This window comes from Pseudomonas sp. MDT1-16 (assembly GCF_054898115.1).
On record NZ_CM142717.1, the window covers coordinates 5,340,119 to 5,366,511 of the forward strand.

Annotated in this window: 27 protein-coding genes and 1 tRNA gene; 17 read left to right on the forward strand and 11 right to left on the reverse strand. The window is 57.8% G+C overall.

Going from position 1 to position 26,393, the window contains the following annotated elements; translation table 11 throughout:
- The first annotated feature begins 8 nt into the window (after positions 1-8).
- Genes phrB through ACYZT3_RS24670 form a run of 8 tightly spaced genes read left to right on the forward strand, consistent with a single transcriptional unit; the run spans position 9 to position 6,817 of the window.
- The gene (gene phrB / locus ACYZT3_RS24635; RefSeq protein ID WP_462032421.1) at positions 9-1,454 is read left to right on the forward strand and encodes a deoxyribodipyrimidine photo-lyase; all 1,446 of its coding nucleotides are present in this window, start codon (positions 9-11) and stop codon (positions 1,452-1,454) included.
- Complete coding sequence (locus ACYZT3_RS24640; RefSeq protein ID WP_462030938.1) at positions 1,447-1,869, forward strand: nuclear transport factor 2 family protein; 423 nt, start codon at positions 1,447-1,449, stop codon at positions 1,867-1,869. Before phrB ends, ACYZT3_RS24640 begins: the two co-directional genes overlap by 8 nt.
- Positions 1,866-2,648 (forward strand): SDR family NAD(P)-dependent oxidoreductase, encoded by a 783-nt coding sequence (locus tag ACYZT3_RS24645; RefSeq protein ID WP_282378845.1) that lies wholly within the window; start codon positions 1,866-1,868, stop codon positions 2,646-2,648. The genes ACYZT3_RS24640 and ACYZT3_RS24645 overlap by 4 nt, the downstream gene beginning before the upstream one ends.
- Positions 2,645-3,892, forward strand: a complete 1,248-nt coding sequence (locus ACYZT3_RS24650; RefSeq protein WP_462030939.1) for an NAD(P)/FAD-dependent oxidoreductase — start codon at positions 2,645-2,647, stop codon at positions 3,890-3,892. Before ACYZT3_RS24645 ends, ACYZT3_RS24650 begins: the two co-directional genes overlap by 4 nt.
- Positions 3,889-4,704 carry a DUF1365 domain-containing protein gene (locus tag ACYZT3_RS24655; protein ID WP_462030940.1) on the forward strand — a complete coding sequence of 272 codons (816 nt, stop codon included), beginning with the start codon at positions 3,889-3,891 and terminating at the stop codon, positions 4,702-4,704. The genes ACYZT3_RS24650 and ACYZT3_RS24655 overlap by 4 nt, the downstream gene beginning before the upstream one ends.
- On the forward strand, positions 4,691-5,962 hold the full coding sequence (locus tag ACYZT3_RS24660) for an SAM-dependent methyltransferase (RefSeq protein WP_282378839.1): 1,272 nt from the start codon (positions 4,691-4,693) through the stop codon (positions 5,960-5,962). Before ACYZT3_RS24655 ends, ACYZT3_RS24660 begins: the two co-directional genes overlap by 14 nt.
- On the forward strand, positions 5,955-6,458 hold the full coding sequence (locus ACYZT3_RS24665) for a DUF2878 domain-containing protein (RefSeq protein ID WP_282378838.1): 504 nt from the start codon (positions 5,955-5,957) through the stop codon (positions 6,456-6,458). Before ACYZT3_RS24660 ends, ACYZT3_RS24665 begins: the two co-directional genes overlap by 8 nt.
- A gap of 53 nt (positions 6,459-6,511) precedes the next feature.
- Positions 6,512-6,817 (forward strand): YkgJ family cysteine cluster protein, encoded by a 306-nt coding sequence (locus ACYZT3_RS24670; protein WP_282378837.1) that lies wholly within the window; start codon positions 6,512-6,514, stop codon positions 6,815-6,817.
- 34 nt (positions 6,818-6,851) lie between these two features.
- On the opposite strand, the gene ACYZT3_RS24675 is transcribed toward ACYZT3_RS24670, so the two are convergent.
- The 6 genes from ACYZT3_RS24675 to hemA form a co-directional block, all read right to left on the reverse strand.
- A complete protein-coding gene (locus ACYZT3_RS24675; RefSeq protein ID WP_462030941.1) occupies positions 6,852-7,370 on the reverse strand; it encodes an acyloxyacyl hydrolase in 519 nt (172 codons plus the stop codon).
- 112 nt (positions 7,371-7,482) lie between these two features.
- A complete protein-coding gene (murI, locus tag ACYZT3_RS24680; protein ID WP_462030942.1) occupies positions 7,483-8,274 on the reverse strand; it encodes a glutamate racemase in 792 nt (263 codons plus the stop codon).
- Positions 8,267-9,022: a molybdopterin-synthase adenylyltransferase MoeB gene (locus ACYZT3_RS24685; RefSeq protein WP_462030943.1), complete on the reverse strand. Its 756-nt coding sequence runs from the start codon at positions 9,020-9,022 to the stop codon at positions 8,267-8,269. Before ACYZT3_RS24685 ends, murI begins: the two co-directional genes overlap by 8 nt.
- The gene (gene prmC / locus ACYZT3_RS24690; protein ID WP_282378828.1) at positions 9,016-9,846 is read right to left on the reverse strand and encodes a peptide chain release factor N(5)-glutamine methyltransferase; all 831 of its coding nucleotides are present in this window, start codon (positions 9,844-9,846) and stop codon (positions 9,016-9,018) included. Before prmC ends, ACYZT3_RS24685 begins: the two co-directional genes overlap by 7 nt.
- On the reverse strand, positions 9,847-10,929 hold the full coding sequence (gene prfA, locus ACYZT3_RS24695) for a peptide chain release factor 1 (protein ID WP_282378826.1): 1,083 nt from the start codon (positions 10,927-10,929) through the stop codon (positions 9,847-9,849).
- Positions 10,926-12,215 (reverse strand): glutamyl-tRNA reductase, encoded by a 1,290-nt coding sequence (gene hemA / locus ACYZT3_RS24700; protein WP_282378822.1) that lies wholly within the window; start codon positions 12,213-12,215, stop codon positions 10,926-10,928. The genes prfA and hemA overlap by 4 nt, the downstream gene beginning before the upstream one ends.
- A gap of 181 nt (positions 12,216-12,396) precedes the next feature.
- On the opposite strand from hemA, the gene ACYZT3_RS24705 reads away from it, so the two are divergent.
- The 8 genes from ACYZT3_RS24705 to ychF all read left to right on the forward strand — a co-directional run bounded on the left by ACYZT3_RS24705 (position 12,397) and on the right by ychF (position 19,317).
- The gene (locus ACYZT3_RS24705) at positions 12,397-14,121 is read left to right on the forward strand and encodes a tetratricopeptide repeat protein (protein ID WP_462030944.1); all 1,725 of its coding nucleotides are present in this window, start codon (positions 12,397-12,399) and stop codon (positions 14,119-14,121) included.
- Positions 14,122-14,125: 4 nt separating this feature from the next.
- A complete protein-coding gene (lolB, locus tag ACYZT3_RS24710) occupies positions 14,126-14,743 on the forward strand; it encodes a lipoprotein insertase outer membrane protein LolB (protein ID WP_282378817.1) in 618 nt (205 codons plus the stop codon).
- Between the two features lie 2 nt (positions 14,744-14,745).
- Entirely contained in the window at positions 14,746-15,597 is an 852-nt protein-coding gene (gene ispE, locus ACYZT3_RS24715) for a 4-(cytidine 5'-diphospho)-2-C-methyl-D-erythritol kinase (protein WP_282379062.1), read from the forward strand.
- A 36-nt stretch (positions 15,598-15,633) separates the two neighbouring features.
- A tRNA-Gln gene (locus tag ACYZT3_RS24720) sits at positions 15,634-15,708 on the forward strand.
- A 46-nt stretch (positions 15,709-15,754) separates the two neighbouring features.
- The gene (locus tag ACYZT3_RS24725) at positions 15,755-16,696 is read left to right on the forward strand and encodes a ribose-phosphate pyrophosphokinase (protein ID WP_003208392.1); all 942 of its coding nucleotides are present in this window, start codon (positions 15,755-15,757) and stop codon (positions 16,694-16,696) included.
- A gap of 141 nt (positions 16,697-16,837) precedes the next feature.
- Complete coding sequence (locus tag ACYZT3_RS24730; RefSeq protein ID WP_282379058.1) at positions 16,838-17,440, forward strand: 50S ribosomal protein L25/general stress protein Ctc; 603 nt, start codon at positions 16,838-16,840, stop codon at positions 17,438-17,440.
- Between the two features lie 169 nt (positions 17,441-17,609).
- A complete protein-coding gene (gene pth / locus ACYZT3_RS24735) occupies positions 17,610-18,194 on the forward strand; it encodes an aminoacyl-tRNA hydrolase (protein WP_462030945.1) in 585 nt (194 codons plus the stop codon).
- A gap of 22 nt (positions 18,195-18,216) precedes the next feature.
- Positions 18,217-19,317, forward strand: coding sequence for a redox-regulated ATPase YchF (gene ychF, locus ACYZT3_RS24740; protein ID WP_282378813.1), 1,101 nt, complete (start codon positions 18,217-18,219; stop codon positions 19,315-19,317).
- 190 nt (positions 19,318-19,507) lie between these two features.
- On the opposite strand, the gene ACYZT3_RS24745 is transcribed toward ychF, so the two are convergent.
- The 4 genes from ACYZT3_RS24745 to ACYZT3_RS24760 form a co-directional block, all read right to left on the reverse strand.
- Positions 19,508-20,413: a DMT family transporter gene (locus tag ACYZT3_RS24745; protein WP_282378810.1), complete on the reverse strand. Its 906-nt coding sequence runs from the start codon at positions 20,411-20,413 to the stop codon at positions 19,508-19,510.
- On the reverse strand, positions 20,403-21,725 hold the full coding sequence (gene ectB, locus ACYZT3_RS24750; protein ID WP_282378808.1) for a diaminobutyrate--2-oxoglutarate transaminase: 1,323 nt from the start codon (positions 21,723-21,725) through the stop codon (positions 20,403-20,405). The genes ACYZT3_RS24745 and ectB overlap by 11 nt, the downstream gene beginning before the upstream one ends.
- 69 nt (positions 21,726-21,794) lie before the next feature.
- Positions 21,795-23,138 carry a SidA/IucD/PvdA family monooxygenase gene (locus ACYZT3_RS24755; protein ID WP_282378806.1) on the reverse strand — a complete coding sequence of 448 codons (1,344 nt, stop codon included), beginning with the start codon at positions 23,136-23,138 and terminating at the stop codon, positions 21,795-21,797.
- Positions 23,139-23,267: 129 nt separating this feature from the next.
- Positions 23,268-23,891, reverse strand: a complete 624-nt coding sequence (locus ACYZT3_RS24760) for a glutathione S-transferase family protein (protein WP_282378803.1) — start codon at positions 23,889-23,891, stop codon at positions 23,268-23,270.
- 83 nt (positions 23,892-23,974) lie between these two features.
- Between ACYZT3_RS24760 and ACYZT3_RS24765 the strand changes: the two genes are divergently transcribed.
- Positions 23,975-24,820, forward strand: a complete 846-nt coding sequence (locus ACYZT3_RS24765; protein ID WP_462030946.1) for a helix-turn-helix domain-containing protein — start codon at positions 23,975-23,977, stop codon at positions 24,818-24,820.
- A gap of 87 nt (positions 24,821-24,907) precedes the next feature.
- On the opposite strand, the gene ACYZT3_RS24770 is transcribed toward ACYZT3_RS24765, so the two are convergent.
- Positions 24,908-26,125: an MFS transporter gene (locus ACYZT3_RS24770; RefSeq protein ID WP_462030947.1), complete on the reverse strand. Its 1,218-nt coding sequence runs from the start codon at positions 26,123-26,125 to the stop codon at positions 24,908-24,910.
- Positions 26,126-26,393 lie beyond the last annotated feature (268 nt).

Consider the following 26,393-nt stretch of genomic DNA (forward strand, 5'->3'; position numbering starts at 1 on the left):
ACTCCACCATGCAATTGATCTGGTTGCGCAGCGACTTGCGCCTACATGACAACACCGCCCTTTCGGCCGCCGCTGCTCGCGGCCCGACTGTGGCGGTGTATCTGCTCAGTCCGGAGCAATGGCTGGAGCACGATGACGCGCCGTGCAAAGTGGATTTCTGGCTGCGCAATCTTGGCGAGTTGAGCCGTACGCTGGGCGAACTGAATATTCCTTTGCTGATCCGCACGTCATCACGCTGGGTTGAAGCGCCGAAGGTGCTGCTTGAACTGTGTCAGCAATTGAAGATCGACGCGGTGCACGTCAACGAGGAATACGGCATTCATGAAAGCCGTCGTGATGACGCTGTGGGCGAATCGCTCAAGGCCCATGGTATCGACTTCTATAGCTACCTCGATCAACTGCTGTTCAAACCGGGCAGCGTGCTGACCAAGACCGGCACTTACTTTCAAGTCTTCAGCCAGTTCCGCAAAGCCTGCTACGACCGTCTGCGCGCGTCGTTACCAGGGCTGGTCGTCGCACCCGCGGTTCAGATGCCACTTGCTCTGCGCAGCGACAAAATCCCATCAAGCGTTGAAGGTTTCAAAACGCCGACCCTCAGCCTGCGCACACTCTGGCCGGCCGGTGAAGCCGAAGCCCGGCGCCGTCTCGACACCTTCGCCGACGCCCAGATTGACTATTACAAAAACGAGCGAGACTTCCCGGCCAAACCGGGCACCAGTCAGCTCTCGGCTTATCTCGCCGCCGGGGTGATTTCCCCTCGCCAATGCCTGCACGCCGCCCTGCAAAGCAATCAAGGGGAATTCGAAAGCGGTAAGGTCGGCGCGGTGACCTGGATTAACGAACTGCTGTGGCGCGAGTTTTACAAACACATTCTGGTGGGCTACCCACGGGTCTCGCGTCACCGTGCTTTCCGCCCGGAAACCGAAGCCCTGGCCTGGCGCGACGCCCCGGAAGAACTGCTGGCGTGGCAAGAAGCCCGCACCGGCCTGCCGATCATCGACGCGGCCATGCGCCAATTGCTCGAAACCGGTTGGATGCACAACCGACTGCGCATGGTCGTGGCGATGTTCCTGACCAAAAACCTGCTGATTGACTGGCGTGAAGGCGAGCGCTTTTTCATGCGGCACCTGATCGACGGCGACCTCGCGGCGAACAACGGTGGCTGGCAGTGGAGCTCGTCCACCGGCACCGACTCGGCGCCCTACTTCCGGATTTTCAATCCGTTGAGCCAGTCTGAAAAATTCGACAGCGAAGGCGTATTCATCAAGCACTGGCTGCCGGAACTGGCCGGGCTGAACAAAAAGGAAGTGCACAACCCGGCCAACCTTGGTGGGTTGTTCGGCGTAGCAGATTATCCGTCGCCAATCGTCAACCTAAGCACCTCGCGCCAACGGGCACTGGCCGCGTTCAAGAACCTGCCATCAAGACAACAGGCCGGAGGACACGATGAGTGATTTCCTGCGCCGTTTTGCCCAACAGTTTGCAGCCTTGGACAAGGACTGCCTGCAACACCTCAATCAGCTCTACACCGACGACGTGCACTTCACCGATCCTCTGCACGAAGTTCAGGGCCTGGTGCAAATGCGCAGCTACTTCACCGAGCTCTACGCCAACGTCAGCGATCTGCACTTCGACTTTCATGGCTTCGACCAGATCAGTGGAGGCGAGGGCTATTTGCGCTGGGTCATGAGTTATCGCCATCCGCGCCTGGCCGGCGGTCAGTTGATTCGGGTCGATGGCTGCTCGCACCTGCTCTGGCGCGATAAGGTTTATCGCCACCGAGATTACTTCGATGCCGGGGCGCTGCTTTACGAACATGTACCCGTATTGGGTCGGGCGATTACCTGGCTGAAAAGGAGAATGGGATGAGTTTTACACCTCCACGGCGTTACTGGTTAACCGGCGCCAGCAGCGGCATTGGCGCCTCGCTGGCCGAAGAAATACTGAAAACCGGCGCCCACGTCGCCGTCAGTTCACGCTCGGCGGCGGTGCTGAAAGTCTTGTCCCTGCGTTATCCGGGGCAAGTGCTGGTGGTGCCCGGTGACTTGACCAACAGCCAGACAGTCCGCGAAATCGGCGCGAAAATTGCCGAAGACTGGGGATCCCTGGACACGGTGATTCTCAATGCAGGCACCTGCGAATACGTCGACGTTCAGCAATTCGATTCGTCGATTGTCGAGCATGTGGTGCGCACCAATTTGCTCGCCAGCGCGTACTGCATCGAGGCGGCCTTACCGCTGCTGCGCAAGGGTACCGCGCCGCACTTGGTGGGCGTCGCCAGTTCGGTGACGTACTTGCCGCTACCCCGCGCCGAAGCGTATGGCGCGTCAAAGGCCGGGCTGCGCTACTTGTTCGAATCGTTGCGCATTGATCTGGCGCCGGAAGGCATTGAAGTCACCGTGGTCAGCCCGGGGTTTGTCGAGACACCGTTGACGGCGAAGAACGATTTCCCGATGCCGCTCAGCTGGCCTGTGGATAAAGCTGCACAGCACATCTTCGCCAAACTCAAAAACCGCCCACTGGAGATCGCGTTCCCCGGACTGTTCATGGCTGCGCTCTGGCCGCTGTCAAAAATGCCCAACGGCGTGAAACTGGCCATCGGCAAGCGCATGGTGCGCAGCAGTCCGCCGATCAAGGATGTCCCTTGAACATCGCCATCATCGGCAGCGGGATCTCGGGGCTGACCAGCGCCTACCTGCTCAATCGCAGGCACGAGATCACTCTGTTCGAGGCCAGCGACTGGGTCGGCGGTCACACCCACACGGTGGACGTGACTGTCGATGGCCAGCGCTATGCAGTGGACACCGGTTTTATTGTGTTCAACGACTGGACCTACCCGAATTTCATTCGCCTACTGGGCCAGCTCGGCGTGGGCTTCAAACCCACCGAGATGAGTTTCTCGGTCACCGACCCGGACTCGGGCCTTGAGTACAACGGCAACAACCTCAACAGCCTGTTCGCCCAACGTCGCAACCTGATGTCGCCAGGGTTCTGGGGCATGTTGCGCGACATCCTGCGGTTCAACAAAGAAGCCCAGCGCGACCTCGAAGAACAACGGATCGCCGCCGACACCACCCTCGATCAATACCTGAAGGCGGGCGGCTACGGCGAGCGCTTTATCCTGCATTACATCGTGCCGATGGGCGCGGCGATCTGGTCGATGTCCATGGCCGACATGCTCGGTTTCCCGTTGCAGTTCTTCATCCGGTTTTTCAAGAATCACGGCTTGCTGTCCGTCAGCAATCGTCCGCAATGGAGTGTGATCGAGGGTGGTTCAAGCGCTTATGTCGCACCTCTGACCGCGTCTTTTAAAGACAAGATTCGCCTCAATTGCCCGGTGACCCGCGTTGAACGCGATGAAGACGGCGTCGTTATCCACAGCGCCGCCGGCAGCGAGCGTTTCGACAAAGTGGTGTTCGCCTGCCACAGCGATCAGGCCCTCAAACTGCTGGCCAAACCGAGCAGCGCCGAACAGTCGATCCTTGGCGCCCTGCCCTACGCCGACAACGAAGTGGTGTTGCACACCGACACGCGCTTGCTGCCGGTTCGACAGCTTGCCTGGGCCAGTTGGAATTATCGCCTCGGTGGTCCCGGTCACACGCTGGCCGCCGTCACTTACGACATGAACATTCTGCAAGGCATCCAGAGCGACACCACGTTTTGCGTCAGCCTCAATCAGAGTGCAGGCATCAGCCCGAACAAAGTGCTCGCCAAATTCACCTACGCCCATCCGCAATACAGCTTGGCTGCCGTCGCCGCGCAGGCACGCTGGGATGAGTTGGACGGCGCGCAGCACACTTGGTTTTGCGGCGCTTATTGGGCCAGTGGTTTCCATGAAGACGGTGTGGTCAGTGCGCTGCGGGTTGCTCGCTCGCTGGGAGAAGTGTTGTGAACAGCGCCCTTTACAGCGGCTGGATCGCCCATCGGCGGTTTGCCCCGCGGCGCCATGAATTCCGTTACCGGATCGGTCTGCTGTACCTGGACCTCGACGAACAGGACGCGGTGCTTGGCTTGTCGCCGCTGTCGGGCACCAGCCGTTTCGCGCCGTTCTCGTTTCGCGAAACCGATTACTTGAAAGCCTTCACTGGCAGTGGCATGCGCTTGATCGACGCGGTACGCCAGCAAGTCGCCGAGGTAATCGGCCATGTGCCACACGGCTCGATCTGCCTCCTGACCCAAGCCCGCAGTTGGGGCCTGTCGTTCAACCCGGTGAGTTTTTTCTACTGCCATGAGGCCGACGGCCAACTGGCGGCGATTCTCTGCGAAGTCACCAATACGCCGTGGCGCGAGCGTTACCACTACGTGTTACCGGCCAAGGCACCGACGAACGTGCAGGACTTCCACCAGCATTTCGCCGTGGCCAAGGCATTTCATGTGTCGCCGTTTCTGCCGCGCGATATTGAATACCGCATGAGCTTCAGCCCCGCCGCGCAAAAACTCGGCGTGCACATGGCGGATTGGCAAGGCGAACTGAAACTGTTCGACGCCACACTCAACCTGCACCGCGAAGCCCTCACCCGCGGCAGCCTGCACCGTTACTTGCGGCGCTTTCCGTGGATGACCGCGAAAACCTGTCTGGCGATTTATTGGCAGGCCGTGCGCTTGCTACTGAAACGCGCACCGATATTTGCTCATCCGGCTGCCGATGGCAGATTTCAGACCACCACTGTTCCCCCCAAGGATCGCCGCCATGAAATCCTCTAGTGTCTCGGCCAAAACCAACCTGTTAAGTACCAACGGCCTGACCGGATCGTTGCTGCGCCGTGGTGTGTTGCGGCAGATGGCGCAGCTCAAACACGGGCAACTGGTGGTCTTCGAAGACGGCGAACGGCACGTCTTCGGTACCGCCGGCAACCATCTCGTAGGCGAAATCCATATCCTCGACGCCGCGGCCTGGGGACTGGTGGCGAGTAACGGCTCGATTGGCGCGGGCGAAGCGTTTATCCACGGCTACTGGAGTTCGCCGGATTTGACGGCAGTGGTGCGTGTCTTCGTCAGCAACCTTGTCGTACTGGATGCGCTGGAAGGTGGACTGGCAAAACTGAGCCGCCCGTTCGTGCAGAGCCTGCACTGGCTCAATCGCAACACACGCAAGGGCTCGCAGAAAAACATCGCGGCACATTACGACCTCGGCAATGACTTGTTTGAGCAGTTTCTCGACCCGACCATGATGTATTCCGCCGCGCAGTTCCTCACCCCTGAAGACACCCTGGAACAGGCGCAACTGAACAAGCTCGAACGTATCTGCCAGAAACTCGCGCTGCAACCCAGCGATCACCTGCTGGAAATCGGCACCGGCTGGGGCAGCATGGCGCTTTACGCCGCCCAGAAATACGGCTGCAAAGTCACCACCACCACGCTGTCGAAAGAGCAGTACGCCTTTACCGCGCAACGGATCGAAGCCCTGGGTTTGCAAGATCAGGTCACACTGCTCCTGTCCGATTATCGCGACCTGACCGGGCAGTACGACAAACTGGTGTCGATCGAGATGATCGAAGCGGTTGGTCATCGCTTCCTGCCGATCTACTTCAAGCAATGCGCGCAGCTGCTCAAGAGCAACGGCTTGATGCTGTTGCAAGCGATCACCATCCGCGAGCAGCGCTACGAACAAGCCAAGAGCAATGTCGATTTCATTCAGCGTTACATTTTCCCCGGCGGCGCCCTGCCCTGCGTGCAGAAAATGCTGGAGATTGTCAGCCGTGACACCGACATGAACCTACTGCACATGGAGGATTTCGGCCTGCACTACGCCCGAACCTTGCGCCTGTGGCATGAGAATTTTCGCCGCGCCCACGGTCGCTTGAGCGAAATGGGCTACGACGACTATTTCCTGCGGCTGTGGGAATTTTATCTGTGCTACTGCGAAGGTGGTTTCCTGGAACGCACCATCGGCACGGCGCAGTTGCTGCTGGCCAAACCCGCCGCGATGCCGGCGCCGCTGCTCGGCCGATTCGATGCTTGAACGATGGGCAAATGCCGCGCTGTTTCAGGTCGGCTGGTTTGCCTGCGTGATCGGAGGCAGTGGTCTGTGGTTGCTGGTGGCGTTGGCGGTGCTGGTGATTCATCTGTTGTGGATAAGTCGCTGGGCTGATGAAGGCCGACTGATCCTCAGCGTGGTGCTGCTGGGAACGACGGTCGACAGTTCGTTGCGCTGGCTGGGGGTGTTCGACTTCAACGATGTCGCGCCGCTGATTCCGATGTGGCTGATGCTGTTGTGGGCGTTGCTGGCAACCACTTTGCGACATTGCCTGCAATGGACCGCCAATCCCTGGTGGCTCGGCAGCCTACTGGGCGCCGTCGGTGGGCCGTTGTCGTATTACGCGGGAGGACAATTGGCCGGGGTGCAATTTCCCTACGGACAATGGCCGACACTGATCGGCATCGGATTACTGTGGGCGCTGCTGTTTCCCACACTGCATTTCATGGCTCAGCGGCTGGCGTCCGATACTCACAGCTGAGCGTCCGTCAGGCCTTTCACACAGCCCCGGCCCACTGCCTTACACTGCGTGCCATGAAAACCATTCCCCACACGCAAATCGCTGAACCGGTGGTCACTTGCTCGACCTGCGCAGCTTGCTGCTGCCAGCTTGAAGTCATGCTGATCACCGACACAGGCGTGCCCGAACGTTTTATCGATACTGATGACTGGGGTGGGGAAGTCATGTTGCGTCTGGATGACGGTTGGTGTGCTGCGCTGGATCGCAACACCATGATGTGCACCATCTACGAGAAACGCCCGCTGATCTGCAGGGAGTTCGAGATGGGCGCACCGGAATGCATCGACGAACGCCAGGGGATTACCACGGCGTATCGCTGAACTCAAACCCACCCCCATTGATTGTGCAGTGTGCTTAGAGCGGCATCGTGTAATGCAGTGCGTAGCTTTCTACACCATTGTTCGGGCTGCTGAGCCCGGCATTGGAATAGTGCGTCGCACGAATCCCGACTTCATGCCCGCCCGCAAAGCGCAGCCCAAAGCCGAACCGGTCTTCAAACTGAAAGGCATTGCCGAGATTGTTGTTTTCGACTTCGGTATTGGCGAACACTGCCACGCCAACCCCCAACTCCAGGTAGGGTTTGACGGTCTGCCCGGCAAACTCGTAAACCAGCACTGGCGAGAACGACAGGCTGTGGTTGCTGGAGGTCTTGTTGCCTTCCCAATAGGTGTAGGCACCGCTCCAGTAACCGGTCAAACGACCGACATCACTCTGCAACCAGCTCTTGTCCCAATCGAATTGCAGGCCCAGTCGGTAGGTCATGGTCGACTCGCTGGTCTGGCCAACCGCGAACTCAACGCCTGCCGCCTGTGCGGTAAAACTGTGCCCCATCAGTGCGGCCGCAATCGCAGCCAAGCAGAATAGTCGCTTCATTAGAAACATCCTTTTCCGAACGATTTCGTATGGTTTTTTTGTTGCTTAACGCTATAGAAGTCGACGCTTAATCAGAAGTTCACCCCAATGACTCATTTGCCCAGGCTTTAACTTACCCTTCAAAGCTTTGCACAACGCCAGCGGTATTCCACAGTATCGGCAAGATATTTCTGAAATGTTCCGGATCGGAACTCGTCCAGAACTGTGCGGCACGTGCAGGCCCCTCGGCGAGCAATTCACGCTCGGCCAACAGACGCTGAAGTTGCCGCGCTACAGCGGCGCCGGTGTCGATCAGGCTGATGTCTTCAGGGATCATCTGCTTAAGCAACGGCTTTAGGAAGGGGTAATGCGTGCAGCCGAGAATTATTGTGTCGCACCCGGCGCCGAGCAGCGGCTCGACATACCTGGCAAGCAACTGGCGCAGTGCAGGACTGTGCAGATCGCCGTTTTCAATCAGCTCCACCAGGCCGGGGCACGGCTGAGTGAGGACGCGCACATCGGCGGCGAAACGGTCGAGCAAAGCGGCGAACTTGGCACTTTGCAAGGTGCCGGTGGTGGCGAGTACGCCGACCACTCCGCTGCGGGTGGCGGCAGCGGCCGGTTTGACCGCCGGCTCCATGCCGACGATGGGCCACTCGGGATAATCGCGCCGCAAGTCTGCAACGCCAGCGACAGTCGCCGTGTTACAGGCCAGCACCAAAGCCTTGGCGCCTTGCTGCTGAAAAAAACCGGCCATCACACTGCAACGATGACGGATGAATTCCGGGGTTTTCTCGCCATAGGGAATATTCCCGCAATCGGCGACGTACAACAGTGACTCGTCGGGCAGCAAACGCTGGATCTCGGCCAGCACCGAAAGCCCACCAACGCCGGAGTCGAACACGCCAATCGGCGCTTCACGCATGCTTCGAACCACAGACGCTGCAGCCTGGATCACGCTTGACCCGTAATTCGCGAAAGCGCGAGCCCAAGGCATCGATCAACAACAGACGCCCCACCAGCGGCTCGCCGAAACCGACCAGCAATTTCATGGCTTCCAGCGCCTGGAGGCTGCCGACCAGCCCAACCAAAGGCCCCACGACGCCGGCTTCGCTGCACGTCAATTCGGCTTCGCTGCCGTGACCATACAAACAGTGATAGCACGGACTCTCCGGACGACGCAGGTCGAACACCGACAACTGCCCTTCCAGCCGAATCGCAGCGCCACTGACCAGAGGTTTGCGGGCGGCGACACACGCAGCGTTGACCGCTTCGCGGGTGGAGAAATTATCGGAACAGTCCAGCACCAGATCCACCGCGGCCACGGCGGCGGCCAGGGAATCTTCGTCCAGCGCGGTGCGATGAGCGATCAACTGAATCTCGGGATTGATCGCGTTCAGTCGGCGAATGGCCGAATCGACCTTGCTCAGGCCGACGCTGTCGGTGTCGTGAACAATCTGGCGTTGCAAATTGGTCAGGTCGACGGTGTCGAAGTCCGCCAAATGCAACTCGCCGACGCCAGCAGCTGCCAGGTACAGCGCAACCGGTGAGCCGAGACCGCCGAGACCGACGATTAACACGCGGCTTTCTTTCAGTCGCAACTGGCCGTCGATGTCGACGTGCTGCAATAGAATCTGCCGACTGTAGCGCAACAATTCCTGATCATTCAGCACGGCAGGCGCCCCAGGCTGATACGTTCGTGCCCGCCCAGATCGGTGCGGCTGTGGACGTCTTCAAAGCCGCGGATCAGTAGCAAATCGCGTACTGCATGGGCTTGATCGTAACCGTGTTCGAGCATCAGCCAACCGCCCGTTTCAAGGTAATCCGGCGCCTGGGCGACGATCAGACGCAGATCGTCGAGCCCGTCGACGCCGGCCACCAAGGCACTGGCCGGTTCGAAGCGCACATCGCCTTCCACCAGATGCGGGTCGGCGGATGCGATGTAAGGCGGGTTGCTGATGATCAGTTGAAAACGCTGACCTTCCAGGGCACTGAACCAATGACTGCTCAGCACGGTGGCGTTGTTCAGGTGCAAGCGCTGGCGATTGCGCTCGGCCAGGGCCACGGCTTCGAGCACGCGATCCACGGCAGTAACCTTCCAGGCCGGACGCTCGCTCGCCAGGGCCAGGGCAATGGCGCCGCTACCGGTGCCGAGATCGAGGACCTTGGCAGGTGTGGCTGGCAGGCGTTCAAGCGCCGCTTCCACCAACAGCTCGGTGTCCGGGCGCGGGATTAGCGTGTGTGGCGCAACTTCCAGATCGAGCTTCCAGAAACCTTGCTGGCCGAGGATGTAGGCCACCGGCTCACCGCCACGACGGCGTTGCAGGTACTCGGCAAACTTCAGCGCCGCTTCGCTCGGAACGATGCGCTCGGGCCAGGTGTGCAGAAAACTGCGGGACTTGCCCAACGCTGCGGCGAGCAACAATTCGGCATCCAGGCGCGCGGAGGGCGAATCCGGCAGGTCGGCGGCGCGTAACAAACTGGCAATGATCGTCATTTACTCACCTATCGCTGCCAATTGGTCAGCCTGGTATTCGGCCAGCAACGGCTCGATCACCGCGTCGACACCACCCGCGAGGATTTCGTCGAGGGAATACAGCGTCAGGTTGACCCGGTGATCGGTGACCCGGCCCTGGGCAAAGTTGTAGGTGCGGATCCGCTCGGAGCGATCGCCCGACCCCACCAGCAATTTACGCTCGCTGGCGATGGCATTGGCGGCGGCGCTGGTCTGCTGGTCATTGAGCTTGGCCGACAGCCAGGACATCGCCCGGGCGCGGTTCTTGTGCTGGGAACGTTCTTCCTGGCACTCGACGACAATACCGGACGGCAGGTGAGTAATGCGGATCGCCGAGTCCGTTTTGTTAACGTGCTGACCACCGGCACCGGAGGATTTGTAGGTATCGATGCGCAAATCCGAGGGGTTGATCTCGATCGCTTCCTGTTCGTCCGGCTCGGGCAACACCGCCACAGTGCAGGCCGAGGTGTGGATGCGACCCTGGGACTCAGTGGCCGGAACCCGTTGCACGCGATGCGCACCGGATTCGAATTTCAACTTGCCGTAGACGCTGTCGCCTTCGACTCGGGCGATGACTTCTTTATAGCCGCCGTGCTCGCCGATGTTCTCCGAGAGGATCTCCACCCGCCAACCGCGACGCTCGGCGTAACGCGAATACATGCGGAACAGGTCGCCGGAGAAAATCGCCGCCTCGTCACCGCCGGTGCCGGCGCGAATTTCGAGGAACACGTTACGCCCGTCATTCGGATCCTTGGGCAGCAGCATGCGTTGCAGGCTGGCTTCGATGTCGATCAGTTGCTCTTTGGCTTCGCGGACTTCTTCCACGGCCATTTCGCGCATGTCCGGGTCGCTGTCCTTGAGCAGCGCCTGGGCGCCGTCAAGGTCGCTTTGCACTTTGAGCAACTGTTTATAGGCATCGACAATCGGCTCGACTTCCGCGTATTCCTTGGAATAGGTGCGGAATTTGTTCTGATCGGAAATGACTTCGCCGTCGCCAAGCAAGGCGGTCAATTCCTCGAAACGGTCCTGGAGGATGTCCAGCTTATTGAGCAGTGACGCTTTCATTGCGGTTTCTTATCCGAAAAGCTATCCGATGAGCCCTCATTCAGGGCAAAGAGTTCCTGGGCCATGGCCAGCGCATCGAGGCGGCCTTCGGCAGAGAGCTTTTTCAACTGCACGCTCGGTGCGTGCAAGAGTTTGTTAGTCAGGCCCCGCGCCAGTTGCACCAGCACGTCTTCGGCGCTGCTGCCGTTGGCCAGCATGCGCTGGGCCTTCTGCAATTCTTCGTCGCGCATGCGCTCGCTTTGTTGGCGATAGGCCTTGAGCACATCCACCGCCGCCAGTTCACGCAGGCGGACCATGAAATCTTCGGCACCGACCGAGACCATCTCTTCTGCCGCTTGGGCTGCGCCCTGGCGGCTCTTGAGGTTCTCGGCGACCACTTCGTGGAGATCGTCGACGCTATACAGGTAAACGTCGTCCAGTTCGCCGACTTCCGGCTCGATATCCCGAGGGACGGCGATGTCTACCATGAAGATCGGCTTGTGCTTGCGCAGTTTCAAGGCGCTTTCCACCGCGCCCTTGCCAAGGATCGGCAACTGGCTGGCGGTGGAACTGATAACGATGTCGCTGCGCACAAGCTCGGCCGGGATTTCCGAGAGCAACACCGCATGGGCGCCGAACTGCTCGGCCAGAATGCTCGCGCGCTCCAGGGTGCGGTTGGCGACCACGATGCGCTTCACACCCAATTCGTGCAGATGGCGGGCGACCAGGGTGATGGTCTCACCGGCGCCGATCAGCAAGGCCTGACTGCGTTGCAGATCACTGAAAATCTGTTTCGCCAGGCTGACCGCGGCAAACGCCACGGAGACCGGGTTCTCGCCGATGGCGGTGTCGGTGCGCACCTGTTTGGCCGCGTTGAACGTCGCCTGGAACAACCGCCCGAGCAACGGACCGATGGTGCCGGCTTCGCGGGCCACGGCGTAAGCCGATTTCATCTGACCGAGAATCTGCGGTTCGCCCAACACCAGCGAATCGAGCCCGGAGGCCACCCGCATCATGTGACGAACTGCCGCATCATCTTCGTGCACATAAGCGCTCGCGCGCAGCTCCTCGAGGCTCAAATGGTGATAATCGGCCAGCCAGCGCAGGATGACGTCCGCCGAAAGGTGATCCTGTTCTATATAGAGTTCACTGCGATTGCAGGTGGAGAGGATCGCAGCTTCGCGGCTGTCGGTGAGTCGGCAGAGCTGCTGCAAGGCCTCCACCAGCTGCTCAGGGGTAAAGGCCACGCGCTCGCGGACGTCTACTGAAGCAGTCTTGTGGTTAATACCGAGTGCAAGGAAGGCCATTCATGGTCGCTGATGGTGACGTGAAGCCGACAATTGTCCTACTTCGACAGAGCCAGAACAACTACTGCTGACTATTGTCCCAATGACCTGCCTCTATAAAGGCATCACTGAGACTCGGTTATGTTTGGCCGAAGGCTTGTGTCATGATGATCCGACCGCAGGTTAGTCGTCCTTTTCCTATATGAATAGATCTTCCGCGTTGCTCCTCGCTTTTGTCTTCCTCAGCGGCTGCCAGGCCTTGGCACCCGTTTCGTCGGACGGTACGCCGCCGGTCGAAGACAGCACTCCGGCCCCTGAAAAGCCCAAGGTTTACAGCTCATTTAGTGAAGAAACCGTCTTCAGCCTGCTGAGCGCCGAACTGGCTGGCCAGCGCAATCGTTTTGACATTGCCCTGGACAACTACGTCACCCAGGCCATTAATACCCAGGATCCGGGCATCTCCGAACGGGCATTCCGCATCGCCGAGTACCTGGGCGCCGATCAGGCCGCCCTGGATACCGCGCTGATCTGGGCGAAAAACGCCCCGGACGACCTCGAGGCGCAACGAGCTGCTGCCGTGCAACTGGCTCGCGCCGGGCGTTATGACGACTCCATGGTCTATATGGAGAAAGTCCTGCAAGGCAAGGGCGACACGCATTTCGACTTCCTCGCCCTGTCTGCGGCCGATACCGACCAGGACACGCGCAACGGCTTGATGAAAAGTTTTGATCGCTTATTGCAGCGCCATCCAAACAACAGCCAACTGATTTTCGGCAAAGCCTTGCTACTGCAACAGGACGGTGACGCCAAGGGTGCGCTGGGCCTGCTGGAAGACAATCCACCGGATGACGGCGAAATCGCACCGATCCTGCTGCGCGCGCGCCTGCTGCAAACGCTCGATCGTGGCGATGAAGCCTTGCCGCTGCTGCAAAAAAGCATCAAGAAGTACCCGGACGACAAACGCTTGCGCCTGACTTACGCGCGCATGCTGGTTGAACAGGATCGCATGGACGATGCCAAAGTCGAGTTCTCGAGCCTGGTACAGCAATACCCGGAAGACGACGATCTGCGTTACTCCCTGGCGCTGGTCTGCCTGGAAGCCAAGGCCTGGGATGAGGCCAAGGGCTATCTGGAAGACCTGATCGCCCGTGAAAGCCACGTCGATTCGGCGCACCTGAACCTCGGTCGTATCGCTGAAGAACGCAACGACCCCCAAGGCGCGCTGATCGAGTACGCCCAGGTCGGCCCGGGCAATGATTACCTGCCGGCGCAATTGCGTCAGGCCGATATTCTGATGAACAACGGCAAGACCGCCGAGGCCCAAAGCCGTCTGGTGACGGAGCGCGACGAGCAGCCCGATTACGCGATTCAGTTGTATTTGATCGAAGCCGAAACCTTGTCCGCCAATAAACAGCCCGACAAGGCCTGGAATGTATTGCAGCAAGCCTTGCAGAAGTACCCGGATGATCTGAATCTGCTGTACACCCGCGCCATGCAAGCGGAAAAACGCAATGACCTGGCGCAGATGGAAAAAGACCTGCGGCTGATCATCAAGCGCGACCCGGACAACGCGATGGCGTTGAACGCCCTCGGTTACACCCTGTCCGATCGTACGACGCGCTACGCCGAAGCCAAGACCTTGATCGAACAGGCGCACCAGATCAATCCGGAAGACCCGGCGGTTCTCGACAGCCTCGGCTGGGTGAATTTCCGCCTGGGCAACCTCGATGAGGCCGAACGTTACTTGCGCCAGGCCCTGGAGCGCTTTCCCGATCAGGAAGTCGCCGCTCATCTGGGTGAGGTCCTGTGGGCCAACGGCAAGCAACGCGAAGCCAAGCAAATCTGGGGCAAGTTCCTCAAGGATCAACCCGACAGCCCTATCCTGCGCAGCACCATCAAGCGCCTGACCGGATCAGAGACTCTTTAAGATTATGTTTTTGCGCCACCTCATTGTTTTCAGCTTTATCGCCCTGCTCGCCGGTTGCGCAGGCTTCGGTGCCCGCGAATCGGTCCAGGGCCAAGGCAACCCGGCCCAATGGCGCGAGTACAAACAGCAACTGACCCGTCTCGACGGCTGGCAGATCAACGGCAAGATCGGCATTCGCGCCCCGAAAGACTCGGGCAGCGGCACGTTGTTCTGGCTGCAGCGTCAGGATTACTACGACATTCGCCTCTCCGGCCCCCTGGGTCGCGGCGCAGCACGCTTGACCGGTCGCCCCGGCAAAGTCTCACTGGAAGTCGCCAACCAGGGCCGCTATGAAGCGCCGACGCCTGAAGTGCTGGTCGAGGAACAATTGGGCTGGAAGTTGCCGGTCTCCAATCTGGCCTGGTGGGTTCGCGGGCTCCCGGCGCCGGACAGCAAAAGCCGTCTGACGCTCGATGCCGACAGCCGGCTGGCCAATCTGGAGCAGGATGGCTGGCAAGTCGAATACCTCAGCTATGCCGAGCAAAACGGCTTTTGGCTGCCCGAGCGGATCAAACTGCACGGCACCGACCTTGACGTCACGCTGGTGATCAAGGAATGGCAACCTCGCAAACTGGGGCAGTGAACATGACGGCTACTCGCTTGACGCTGCCCTCCCCGGCCAAACTCAATCTGATGCTGCACATCCTCGGTCGCCGCGAAGACGGGTACCACGAGCTGCAGACTATTTTTCAGTTTCTCGATTACGGCGATGAAATCACGTTCGCCGTTCGTGATGACGGTGTGATTCGGTTGCACACTGAATTCGATGGCGTTCCTCATGACAGTAATTTAATCGTCAAGGCCGCAAAAAAACTTCAGGAACAATCCGGTTGTTCGCTCGGGATTGATATCTGGATCGAAAAAATCCTGCCCATGGGCGGTGGCATCGGTGGTGGCAGCTCAAATGCCGCGACCACTTTGCTGGGCCTCAATCATCTCTGGCAACTGGGTTGGGATGAGGATCGGCTGGCCGTGCTGGGCCTGACGCTTGGCGCGGACGTCCCGGTTTTCGTGCGTGGGCACGCGGCTTTCGCCGAGGGCGTGGGGGAGAAACTGACCCCTGTTTACCCCGCCGAGCCGTGGTATCTCGTGCTTGTGCCGCAAGTCTCTGTAAGTACAGCAGAAATTTTTTCAGATCCGTTGTTGACACGTAACTCTTCTCCCATTAAAGTGCGCCCCGTTCCCAAGGGAAACAGTCGAAATGACTGCTTACCGGTGGTAGCAAGGCGTTATCCAGATGTACGTAACGCATTGAATTTGTTAGGTAAATTTACCGAAGCAAAACTCACCGGAACTGGAAGTTGTGTGTTTGGGGGCTTCCCAAGCAAAGCTGAAGCTGATAAAGTCTCGGCCCTTCTTACAGAGACCCTTACAGGGTTTGTAGCAAAGGGAAGCAACGTTTCGATGTTGCATCGCAAGCTGCAAAGTCTGCTCTAAAGGAACCGATTACTGGGTAATCGTTGCAACAGATACAGGGGCGTCGCCAAGCGGTAAGGCAGCAGGTTTTGATCCTGCCATGCGTTGGTTCGAATCCAGCCGCCCCTGCCATTTTCCAATACTCATCCAGGTTACCCTCAGCCTTCAGGTACTGCGCGTGTCCAAGATGATGGTCTTTACGGGGAACGCTAACCCCGATCTGGCTCGGCGTGTTGTACGTCAGCTGCATATCCCTCTCGGTGACATCTCTGTCGGCAAGTTCTCCGACGGCGAAATTACTGCCGAGATCAATGAAAACGTCCGCGGTAAAGATGTCTTCATTATTCAGCCGACTTGCGCTCCGACCAACGACAACCTGATGGAACTGGTAGTGATGGCTGATGCCTTCCGCCGCTCCTCGGCTACTCGTATCACTGCTGTAATTCCTTACTTTGGTTATGCCCGTCAGGATCGCCGTCCGCGTTCCGCACGTGTGGCTATCAGCGCGAAAGTCGTAGCTGACATGCTTACCGTAGTCGGCATCGACCGTGTTCTCACGGTTGATCTGCATGCTGACCAAATCCAGGGCTTCTTCGATATTCCGGTAGATAACATCTACGGCTCCCCGGTATTGGTGGATGACATTGAAGATCAGCGCTTCGAAAACCTGATGATCGTGTCCCCGGACATTGGCGGCGTCGTGCGTGCACGTGCTGTTGCCAAATCCCTGGGCGTGGATCTCGGGATCATCGACAAACGCCGTGAGAAAGCCAATCACTCTGAAGTGATGCATATCATCGGTGATGTCGAAGGGCGTACCTGTATTCTGGTCGATGACATGGTCGATACCGCCGGCACTCTGTGCCACGCGGCCAAGGCCCTGAAAGAGCATGGCGCTGCCAAGGTTTTCGCCTACTGCACACACCCGGTGCTGTCCGGTCGGGCGATCGAAAACATTGAAAATTCCATGCTGGACGAACTGGTGGTGACTAACACCATCCCGTTGTCCGCCGCTGCTCAAGCCTGTTCGCGTATCCGTCAACTGGATATCGCGCCGGTAGTTGCTGAAGCGGTTCGCCGCATCAGCAATGAAGAATCGATCAGCGCGATGTTCCGTTAAGGGCACTGCCCTTCTCGAACATTTCGTTGACGAAAAGCGCCCCGCCCCGGCATTCCTGTCGGGGCGGGGCTTTTTTGCCCATATCGCCTTTAGCGCTGGTCGCAAACGCTGGGGCGAATGTGGTTATTTTGGAGATACAACATGAACGATTTTACTCTGAATGCTGAAGTGCGTTCCGACCTGGGGAAAGGTGCGAGCCGCCGCCTGCGTCGTCTCGCAAGCCTGGTACCTGCTGTAGTTTACGGTGGCGAAAAAGCCCCTGAATCCATCAGCATGCTGGCTAAAGAAGTTGCCAAACTGCTCGAAAACGAAGCGGCTTACAGCCACATCATCGAGCTGAACGTTGGCGGCACCAAGCAAAATGTAATCATCAAAGCTCTGCAGCGTCACCCGGCCAAAGGCCACGTGATGCACGCTGACTTCGTACGCGTTGTAGCTGGCCAGAAACTGACCGCTACCGTGCCTGTACACTTTGTTGGTGAAGAAGCTCCGATCAAGAAAGGCGGCGAAATTTCGCACGTTGTTGCTGAAATCGAAGTGACCTGCCTGCCAAAAGACCTGCCTGAATTCATCGAAGTCGACCTGGCTAACGCCGAAATCGGCTCGATCATTCACCTGTCCGACCTCAAAGCCCCTAAAGGCGTTGAGTTTGTTGCTCTGGCACACGGTGATGACAAGGCTGTTGCCAACGTTCACGCTCCACGTGTTGCTCCAGAAGCTACTGAAGAAGGCGCAGCAGAGTAATTTCACTCTGTTCGCCGGAGTGAGCGGAAACATCGCGGACTAGAGCGTAGCGAGAAAGCGGGCGAGAACGCGGAGTTTACATAATGGTAAATGAGCACTTGTCGTCCACTTTCGCCGCACTCCCTGAAGGCGGCGATGTTATCCACCACTCCAAGGAAGGGCCCCTATCGTGACTGCCATCAAACTGATCGTTGGCCTGGGAAATCCAGGCGCTGAATACGAACAGACCCGGCATAACGCAGGGGCCCTTTTTGTTGAGCGCATCGCGAACGTGCAAGGCGTAAACCTTGTGGCGGATCGCAAATATTTCGGCCTGACCGGGCGCTATTCGCATCAGGGTCAGGATGTTCGTTTATTGATTCCCACCACGTACATGAACCGCAGCGGCCAGGCCGTAGCGGCACTCGCTGGTTTCTTCCGCATCACGCCTGAAGAAATCCTCGTGGCGCACGACGAACTCGACCTGCCACCCGGCGTTGCCAAGCTCAAACAGGGCGGCGGCCATGGCGGTCACAACGGGTTGCGCGACATTATTGCGCAACTGGGCAATCAGAATACCTTTCACCGCTTGCGGCTTGGCATTGGCCACCCGGGCGTTGCCAGTATGGTTTCAAATTTCGTCCTGGGTCGTGCGCCACGCGCCGAACAGGAAAAACTCGATGCCAGCATCGACTTTGCCCTCGGCGTGCTGCCGGATATCCTCGCCGGCGAATGGAACCGCGCGATGAAAAACCTGCACAGCCAGAAGGCCTGACTCTTATCCAAGGGGAAACACCATGGGATTCAATTGCGGCATCGTCGGCCTGCCTAACGTCGGCAAGTCCACCCTGTTCAACGCCCTGACCAAATCCGGGATCGCGGCCGAGAACTTCCCCTTCTGCACCATCGAACCGAACACCGGTATCGTGCCGATGCCGGACAGCCGTCTGGAAGCCCTGGCGGCCATCGTCAATCCCAAACGCGTCCTGCCGACCACCATGGAATTCGTCGACATCGCAGGCTTGGTGGCTGGCGCCTCGAAAGGTGAAGGCCTGGGCAACAAGTTCCTCGCCAACATCCGTGAAACCGATGCCATCGCGCACGTGGTCCGCTGCTTCGAAGACGAGAACGTGATTCACGTCTCCAACAGCGTCGACCCGAAACGCGACATCGAAATCATCGACCTGGAACTGATCTTCGCCGACCTCGACAGCTGCGAGAAGCAACTGCAGAAAGTCGCTCGCAACGCCAAGGGCGGTGACAAGGAGGCAGTAGTCCAGAAAGGCCTGCTGGAGCAATTGATCGCTCACTTCACCCTCGGCAAGCCTGCGCGCACCCTGATGAAAACCATGAATGCCGACGAGAAAGCGGTGATTCGTGGCTTCCACCTGTTGACCACCAAGCCGGTCATGTACATCGCCAACGTCGCTGAAGACGGTTTCGAGAACAACCCGCTGCTGGACATCGTCAAGGCCATTGCCGAAGAAGAAGGCGCCATGGTGGTTCCGGTCTGCAACAAGATCGAAGCCGAAATCGCCGAACTGGATGACGGCGAAGAGAAAGACATGTTCCTCGAAGCCTTAGGACTAGAAGAACCTGGCCTGAACCGCGTGATCCGCGCTGGCTACGAGATGTTGCACCTGCAGACCTACTTCACCGCCGGTGTCGAAGAAGTCCGCGCCTGGACAGTCCGCGTCGGTGCCACCGCACCACAAGCCGCGGGTGTGATCCACACCGACTTCGAAAAAGGCTTCATCCGCGCTGAAGTCATCGCCTACGACGACTTCATCCAGTACAAGGGCGAGGCCGGCACCAAAGAAGCCGGCAAATGGCGTCTGGAAGGCAAGGACTACATCGTTAAAGATGGCGATGTGATGCACTTCCGTTTCAACGTGTAACGGTGACCGTGGATTTACACGGATCTCGATAGACACAAAATCCCCGTAATCACTCGCTGATACGGGGATTTTTGCGTCTTGGGATCACCATCCTCCTCGACTACATGCAGACCTTGCGGGCCTGCGCGTAACGTATTGGCCAGGGTCACGGCAGCCCGTCGTTCACGATACCGCCGTGATACACCTTCTGTCAGGTCGCTTCGGGTAAAGGGTGCGCTTTCTCCGGCGGCTTGATTGAGCCGATGTAAACCGCAAAGATAGTCACCAGCGCGCCGCAAATCTGCAGCGTGGAGCTGGCCTTGCCGAGAAAGGTGACATCAATGAAATACGTGATCACCGGCTCCAGTAACAGGATCAGTCCGGCCAACCCCAGGCTGATGGCTCCGATCGAACGGTTGACCAGCAACCAGCCGACAAACTGCACCAGTACCCCGTATATGATCAGCATCAGCAAGGTTTGCCCATCCACGATGGCCAAGCTTTCCCCAGTTGCCAGCGCGTATGTCAGCAGAACCAGTGCCGCCCAAAGACTCAAATTGAGCATCTGTGCGATCTTGTCACCCCCGCCGTCAGGCAACTGGGTGTTGATCTTCAGGAAGTACACGCAGATGGCATACGCCAGCCCCGACAGCACGCCATACACCACGCCCTTGATCCCTACCGCACTGGTCATCTCGGGTAGCAACAACAGATAGAGCCCAACAAACGCCAAAGTAATGGATACCAGGAAGTAGATCGAAGGTTTTTCCTTCAACAGGTACAACCCCAGTAGGGTCATGAAGAACACCTGACAGTTGGTCAGGATCGACCCGATGCCTGGGCCGACGATATAGATGCTCTGGTGCCAGAGCACCAGGTCAATGGCCAAAAACACCCCAGCCAACGCGGTGTAAAGCTGCGCCTTTGCGCTTTTGAGCAGCACCGGTGTTTTGCGCACCTTGAGCAGCAGGAAGAACAGGATCGAGGCGAACACCATCCGATAGAACCCTGCGCCACCCGCGCCGATATGGGCGAAAGCGACGGCTAGAGCAGACAGACTGAGCATCAGTCCACCGATGGTCAATTCAATGATTGCCCGATTGTTATTAGTCGACATGAGAAACCTCATTGATAAAGACCAGAGTATCCGTGTCACTGTCCGGTTCGCTTAACGTGGCTTGTTCCAGCACCTGGTGCATAGCTTCGAAAATACTTTCCAGACCCGCCTCCAGGGTTTGGGTGTCGATAGTCAGAGCCGGCATCAGCTTGAGCACCTGATCTCCAGGACCGCAGCGCTCAATGATCAAACGACGTGCAAAGCAGGCACGCATGACCGCGGCAGCCAGTGAGGCATCGTGGAACTCGATGCCATAAAACAGTCCGCGGCCACGCACTTGCTTAATGTGCACAGCGAAGCGTTCGGTCACTACGCCGAGCCAGGTTTTGAGCAACGCTTCATTAGCCTGGATGTGTTTGACCAAACGATCGTCGCACCAGAATTCCTGCAGCGTCTTGGTCGCCGCAACAAAGGCCAGCGTGTTACCGCGGAATGTGCCGTTGTCTTCGCCTGGCGCCCACTGGTCCAACTCCGGGCGATGCAGCAACAGTGCGAACGGCAAGCCGTAACCACTGAGGGACTTCGACAGGCAGACCATATCTGGCGTGATGCCGGATGGTTCAAAACTGAAGAAGGTCCCCGTGCGACCACAACCGGCCTGGATATCATCAATAATCAACAGGATGTCGTGCTCCGCAGTCAGCTTGCGCAACCGCACCAACCAGTCAGCGGACGCTACGTTGATCCCGCCTTCGCCCTGGATGGTTTCCAGGATGACCGCAGCCGGTATATCCATGCCCGAACTGTTGTCGTTCAACAGCCGCTCGAAGTACTCGACGGAGTCCAGCCCCTTCAGGTAACCGTCGTAGGGCATGCGAATCACATGAGGGTCGACGCTGGGCTGGCGATTGTCGCGGTTGCCGGTCAAGCCCAGGGAGGTATTGGACATGCCGTGAAAGCCATTGGTGAAGGCCACGATATGCTGCCGTCCGGTAACCTTGCGAGCCAGTTTGATCGCCGATTCCACCACGCTGGTGCCGGTGGGCGACGTGAACTGCATCTTGTAAGACAGCGCTCGCGGTTCGAGGATGATCTTACGGAAGTTGAAGATGAATTCCTGCTTGGCCCGGCTGTGCATATCCAGTGCAGCCTGAATCCCGTCACGCTGCAAGTAGTCAATCACCGCGGCCTTGACCGGCTTGGGGTTGTGGCCGTAGTTGACTGAGCCGGCGCAACTTAGAAAGTCGATGTACGCCTGCCCCTTGAGGTCATACAGATAGCTGCCTTGAGCCTGGTCGAAGACCACCGGAAAACTGCGGCAATAACTGCGCGCCTGGGACTCGACCTCAGCGAATATACCCAACTCATCCATTCCTGAAATTTCCATTTACTGCCTACTCATGTAAGGGGGTCGAGGTTCAGCGTTCGATTCAATCGCGACTCAGGCTATTTTTTCTGCGCCCTCTTCCAGCCCCAGTTGCTCGCTCAACGAACTGAAAATATCTCGGGCACGCAAAGACAACAGACTGAAGGAGCCGGCATCGCCGTAGCCGTGGGACGACTCGCACAAGCCATTGAGGTAAAGGGCTGGCAAGCTGCAACCCTTGCGCGCAGACAGGCGATAATCGCGACCGATGCGAATCACGCCCTGGGCATCACAGTCCAGGCTTTCGGCAAGGTCTTGCAGAATGATTGGGAAACGCTCGTCCTGTGCGCCCGTGCCCAGGTTGCGGAACCCCGTGGCTAGCACGACAGCGTCGAGGTCAGGCAGTTGTTCGGCGGTTTGGCCTTGAGTGTCGAGTACCGTCAACGAATAGCCCTGCGCCGTGGGTGTGCAATGCTGGATTTCGCTGAAGTTCTTGATCGTAATCCTGTTTTTACCCTGCAACTTGTCTTCATACATCCCCACATACAACTCTGCGATCACGTCGGCGTCGGCAGCGGAATAGTTGGTGTAATGCAGGTGGCGGTTGATGTTCTTTTTCGCCTCGGCGGAGCTGTTGTAGTACTCGTCGACAAAGGACGGAAAGTACACGTGCTCGCTGAACTGGCTGGTGTCCTTGAGGCGGAAACCATAGCCGCGCTGCACGTTGATGATTTCCAGTTGCGGGTAGCTATGGCGCAGGTGCAGCATGATCTCGATCGCACTCTGACTGCCGCCGACCACCGCGACCCTTTTCAGCTCGCGCTGTTGGGCCAGTTGTGCCAAACGCCCGAGGTACTGGGTCAGATGGAAAACCTGATCCGGGGCGCAGTCTGCGAACACTTGCGGGATCACCGGCGTACGACCCGGTGCGAGCACCAGCGAACGGGCAAAAAACTGATTTCCGGCCTGAGTAGTCACGCAATACAGGTTGCTTAAAGGGTCCACCTGAATGGTCGTCACCGCCTGGCTGTAAGCCACATCCTTGGCAAAGAAACCCGCAACCCAGCGCACGTACTCCGCGAATTCGCTGCGTAGGGGAAACTCCAGACCTAGGTTTAGGTGCTCAAAAAGCCGATCATTTTCGAACAGGAAATTGGTGAAGGTGTAGCGGCTACGAGGGTTGCGCGGGGTCACCAGGTCGCGGCTCGGATGATTCTGAATATCGCTGCCCGACAGCATCATCTCCGGTTGCCATTTCGTACTGGAATGGCGCTCAAGAAATAGTCGCGTCCCGGCAAACTCCAACTCTTCCAAAGCAATGGCCAATGCGATATTAGCCGGCCCGAAACCTATTCCGATTACATCATAGACTTGTCCGTCACGTCCCGAATCCCTGGCATTAACTTTATGAACGCTCATAACTTCTCCCCACCTTGCAACAAATATCAGACTCGACAAAGCAGAAAAGCACCAAAGGTCTTTTCTGCCACGAGTCAAAAAAACAACTAATTTTTAATTGGCTTTAGTAGTTATCAGCAACACAGCTCTTTAAACTTCTTGCGCGGCCAACTTCAACCATTGTTGTACCGGTGCATAACCCAGAATGTTTTCGACATAGCCCTGCAGTTGTGCAGGGATGGCAATACCATAACGACGGAAGCGGAACACCACTGGAACAAACATCGCATCAACAATGCCGAAGTCACCGCAGAGGAACTGTGTTGAACCACTCACCTCACGGAGCTGATTCCAGATAGCGAATACCCGCATGATTTCCTCTCGGGTCTCGGCGGTTAGGCTTTCTGGGATGTCACCGGTGTTCAGGCCAAACGACATCTGCGTGCGCAGGTGGGTGAAACCGGAGTGCATCTCTGCCGCAGCGGCTCGTGCCAGGGCCTTGACCCGTGAATCTTGAGGCCAAAGGTTGGCGGCCGGATATGTGCCGGCAATGTATTCGCTGATGGCCAGGCTGTCGTTGATGACGACATCATCAAGCAGCAGCGCCGGCACCTTGCCGGAAGGCGAGTGCTCCAGAATGCGCTGGCGGGTGTCGCTTTGTTCCAGTTTGATCTGAAGGGTTTCAAATGCGACATCCGCTGTCACAAGCACCAGCCACGCACGAAAGGACCATGAAGACTTATTAAAATCCCCAACTACCAGTTTTGTAGACATCGCATCCCCTAGCTTGTGTTATGAAATAGGTGCTAAATTTAGCGGCCTTTTTTTCATACGTATTGCACAAAACTGGACAATTCATGGACGAGAATCGCCGCAACAAAGCCCCTCAAAAAGACAAGGACTTTGTTCAATTCTGGCGTATACCCGAAGGCGACTGTGAGTTGCTATCTGCGCGTTACAGCACTCAATCTTTCGGCCGACATTCACATGACCGATACGCTATCGGCGTTATAAGTAGCGGTGTCGAAAAACTTTTTTATCGCGGCAGTTACTACATGGGGGTCGCTGGCAGTGTGGTCACCATTACCCCCGGGGAGATCCACGACGGCTTGCCAGGCCATGATGAGGGCTGGATGTATCGAATGCTCTATATCGACCCCGAATGGGTCAATCGGATGGTGTTCCAAGGGCGTTTTTCAGACGATCATATTCATCTTTTTCAAACAGCTCTGAGCCAGGCCCCCGACTTCGCCCGGACCTTTCTGCATCAACATCAAATCATTGAAAAATCCCCCTCCAGCCTTGAACGGGAAACTATCCTGCTGGATCTGGTGACGCAGGTCTTCGAGCGCAGCGGAGCGCCCATCGAACCAGTCAGTGCGGCTGAGCAGCACGCAGTGCAAAAGATCAAGAGGAAGCTCGAAGACGAGTTCGACAAACATCTGTCTCTGGATGAACTGGCGCAATGGGTGAACCTTGACCCTCTTTACCTGATCCGGGTGTTCAAAAAAAGCGTTGGCGTCTCCCCCCACAGCTTTCAAATCCAGAAAAGAATCGCCCAGGTCCAAAAACTGCTGCGCACCGGGTCCAGTCTCGCAGAAGCGTCATTCACTTGCGGCTTCTTCGATCAAAGCCACATGACCCGAGCCTTCAAAAAAGTAGTCGGCATCACACCCGGCAGTTTCCGCAACAGCAGTGCCTGAGCCTGTAACCCAGTGATTTGCGCATAGGGCATCACGGCTGTTGACGCCCGTTTCAACATTACTCGTTTCTATACCGGTCGGTCCGGGTCAGACTTTTTTGGTCCGTGGCAAGAAGATCGCCAACACCCCGAACAACGGCAAGAACGAACACAGGAAGTACACGTATTCGATACCGTGGATATCCGCCAGATGCCCGAGCAACGCTGCGCCAATCCCGCCGAAGCCGAACATCAGGCCAAAGAACACCCCGGCAATCATCCCGACGTTACCCGGCACCAGTTCCTGGGCGTAGACCACAATGGCAGAGAACGCCGAGGCCAGAATGAAACCGATCACCACGCTCAACACACTGGTCCAGAACAGGTCCACGTGGGGCAGCAACAGGGTGAACGGTGCGACGCCGAGAATCGAGAACCAGATCACCGCCTTGCGCCCGATCTTGTCGCCAATCGGTCCACCGAAGAAAGTCCCCGCCGCCACCGCTCCGAGAAACAGGAACAGGTGCAGCTGCGAACTGGCCACCGACAGGTCGAATTTCTCGATCAGGTAGAACGTGAAGTAACTGGTAAAACTGGCCATGTAGAAATACTTGGAGAACACCAGCAATCCGAGCACCACCAACGCACTGATCACCCGACGTTTCGATAAGCCGTGAGTCGCCGCCTGACCTTGCTTAAGCTTGAACAGGCTCAAGTGGTGGGCGTACCAACGGCTAATCCGATAGAGCACGAACAGCGCAAACACGGCGAACAAACTGAACCAGGCCACCTGGCCCTGACCGTAAGGAATGACAATCGCTGCGGCGAGCAACGGCCCAAAAGCCGAACCCGCATTACCTCCCACTTGAAAGGTCGATTGCGCCAACCCGAAGCGCCCACCCGAAGCCAGCCGCGCCACGCGAGAAGCTTCCGGGTGAAAGGTCGAGGAGCCGATACCGATCAACCCGGCCGCCAGCAGTATCATCGGAAAGCTGCCCACCACTGACATCATCAGAATGCCGATCAACGTGCAGACTGTCCCGGCCGGTAGTAGCCAGGGTTTAGGGTGCCGATCGGTGTGATAACCCACCCACGGCTGCAACAGCGAAGCCGTCAGCTGGAACGTCAAAGTGATCAAGCCAACCTGGGTGAAGGTCAGGCCATAGTTGGCCTTGAGCATCGGATAGATCGACGGCAGCACCGACTGGATCAGGTCGTTGATCAAATGCGCCAGCGCCACCGCGCCAATAATGCGCATGACCAAAGGGCTGCTTTGTGAAGTCGCGGATGCCGGCACTGTGCCAGTCCGGGCATTGCTGATAGCCATAAGAGTTTCCGTACAACAGATGGGTGCACACAGGCAGGTGCGTCAATGTGCCATTTTTCAGTGCATCAGCGCCATCCCCTTAGCCTGCTAACGACCTCGGCTTTCATCGCTGAAAAGGTGATAGCGCAACGCCATGGTCTGAATCTTGCCTCTGTAATCCGCTTCACCGCGGCCCCTTACAAAGGGGACCGAGAATGGGAAGTTTCGCCACAGAGTCGGCCTACAGAGCTGACGAGGGTGAACTTTCGAGGCCTTTTATAAGGGCACA

Excerpts from the sequence above, each read along its gene's own strand:
- phrB (WP_462032421.1), top strand. The coding sequence starts at position 9 with ATGCAATTGATCTGGTTGCGCAGCGACTTGCGCCTACATGACAACACC.
- ACYZT3_RS24640 (WP_462030938.1), top strand. The coding sequence starts at position 1,447 with ATGAGTGATTTCCTGCGCCGTTTTGCCCAACAGTTTGCAGCCTTGGAC.
- ACYZT3_RS24645 (WP_282378845.1), top strand. The coding sequence starts at position 1,866 with ATGAGTTTTACACCTCCACGGCGTTACTGGTTAACCGGCGCCAGCAGC.
- ACYZT3_RS24660 (WP_282378839.1), top strand. The coding sequence starts at position 4,691 with ATGAAATCCTCTAGTGTCTCGGCCAAAACCAACCTGTTAAGTACCAAC.
- ACYZT3_RS24665 (WP_282378838.1), top strand. The coding sequence starts at position 5,955 with ATGCTTGAACGATGGGCAAATGCCGCGCTGTTTCAGGTCGGCTGGTTT.
- ACYZT3_RS24670 (WP_282378837.1), top strand. The coding sequence starts at position 6,512 with ATGAAAACCATTCCCCACACGCAAATCGCTGAACCGGTGGTCACTTGC.
- ACYZT3_RS24675 (WP_462030941.1), bottom strand. The coding sequence starts at position 7,370 with ATGAAGCGACTATTCTGCTTGGCTGCGATTGCGGCCGCACTGATGGGG.
- murI (WP_462030942.1), bottom strand. The coding sequence starts at position 8,274 with ATGCGTGAAGCGCCGATTGGCGTGTTCGACTCCGGCGTTGGTGGGCTT.
- prmC (WP_282378828.1), bottom strand. The coding sequence starts at position 9,846 with ATGACGATCATTGCCAGTTTGTTACGCGCCGCCGACCTGCCGGATTCG.
- prfA (WP_282378826.1), bottom strand. The coding sequence starts at position 10,929 with ATGAAAGCGTCACTGCTCAATAAGCTGGACATCCTCCAGGACCGTTTC.
- hemA (WP_282378822.1), bottom strand. The coding sequence starts at position 12,215 with ATGGCCTTCCTTGCACTCGGTATTAACCACAAGACTGCTTCAGTAGAC.
- ACYZT3_RS24705 (WP_462030944.1), top strand. The coding sequence starts at position 12,397 with ATGAATAGATCTTCCGCGTTGCTCCTCGCTTTTGTCTTCCTCAGCGGC.
- lolB (WP_282378817.1), top strand. The coding sequence starts at position 14,126 with ATGTTTTTGCGCCACCTCATTGTTTTCAGCTTTATCGCCCTGCTCGCC.
- ispE (WP_282379062.1), top strand. The coding sequence starts at position 14,746 with ATGACGGCTACTCGCTTGACGCTGCCCTCCCCGGCCAAACTCAATCTG.
- ACYZT3_RS24730 (WP_282379058.1), top strand. The coding sequence starts at position 16,838 with ATGAACGATTTTACTCTGAATGCTGAAGTGCGTTCCGACCTGGGGAAA.
- ychF (WP_282378813.1), top strand. The coding sequence starts at position 18,217 with ATGGGATTCAATTGCGGCATCGTCGGCCTGCCTAACGTCGGCAAGTCC.
- ACYZT3_RS24745 (WP_282378810.1), bottom strand. The coding sequence starts at position 20,413 with ATGTCGACTAATAACAATCGGGCAATCATTGAATTGACCATCGGTGGA.
- ectB (WP_282378808.1), bottom strand. The coding sequence starts at position 21,725 with ATGGATGAGTTGGGTATATTCGCTGAGGTCGAGTCCCAGGCGCGCAGT.
- ACYZT3_RS24755 (WP_282378806.1), bottom strand. The coding sequence starts at position 23,138 with ATGAGCGTTCATAAAGTTAATGCCAGGGATTCGGGACGTGACGGACAA.
- ACYZT3_RS24760 (WP_282378803.1), bottom strand. The coding sequence starts at position 23,891 with ATGTCTACAAAACTGGTAGTTGGGGATTTTAATAAGTCTTCATGGTCC.
- ACYZT3_RS24765 (WP_462030946.1), top strand. The coding sequence starts at position 23,975 with ATGGACGAGAATCGCCGCAACAAAGCCCCTCAAAAAGACAAGGACTTT.
- ACYZT3_RS24770 (WP_462030947.1), bottom strand. The coding sequence starts at position 26,125 with ATGGCTATCAGCAATGCCCGGACTGGCACAGTGCCGGCATCCGCGACT.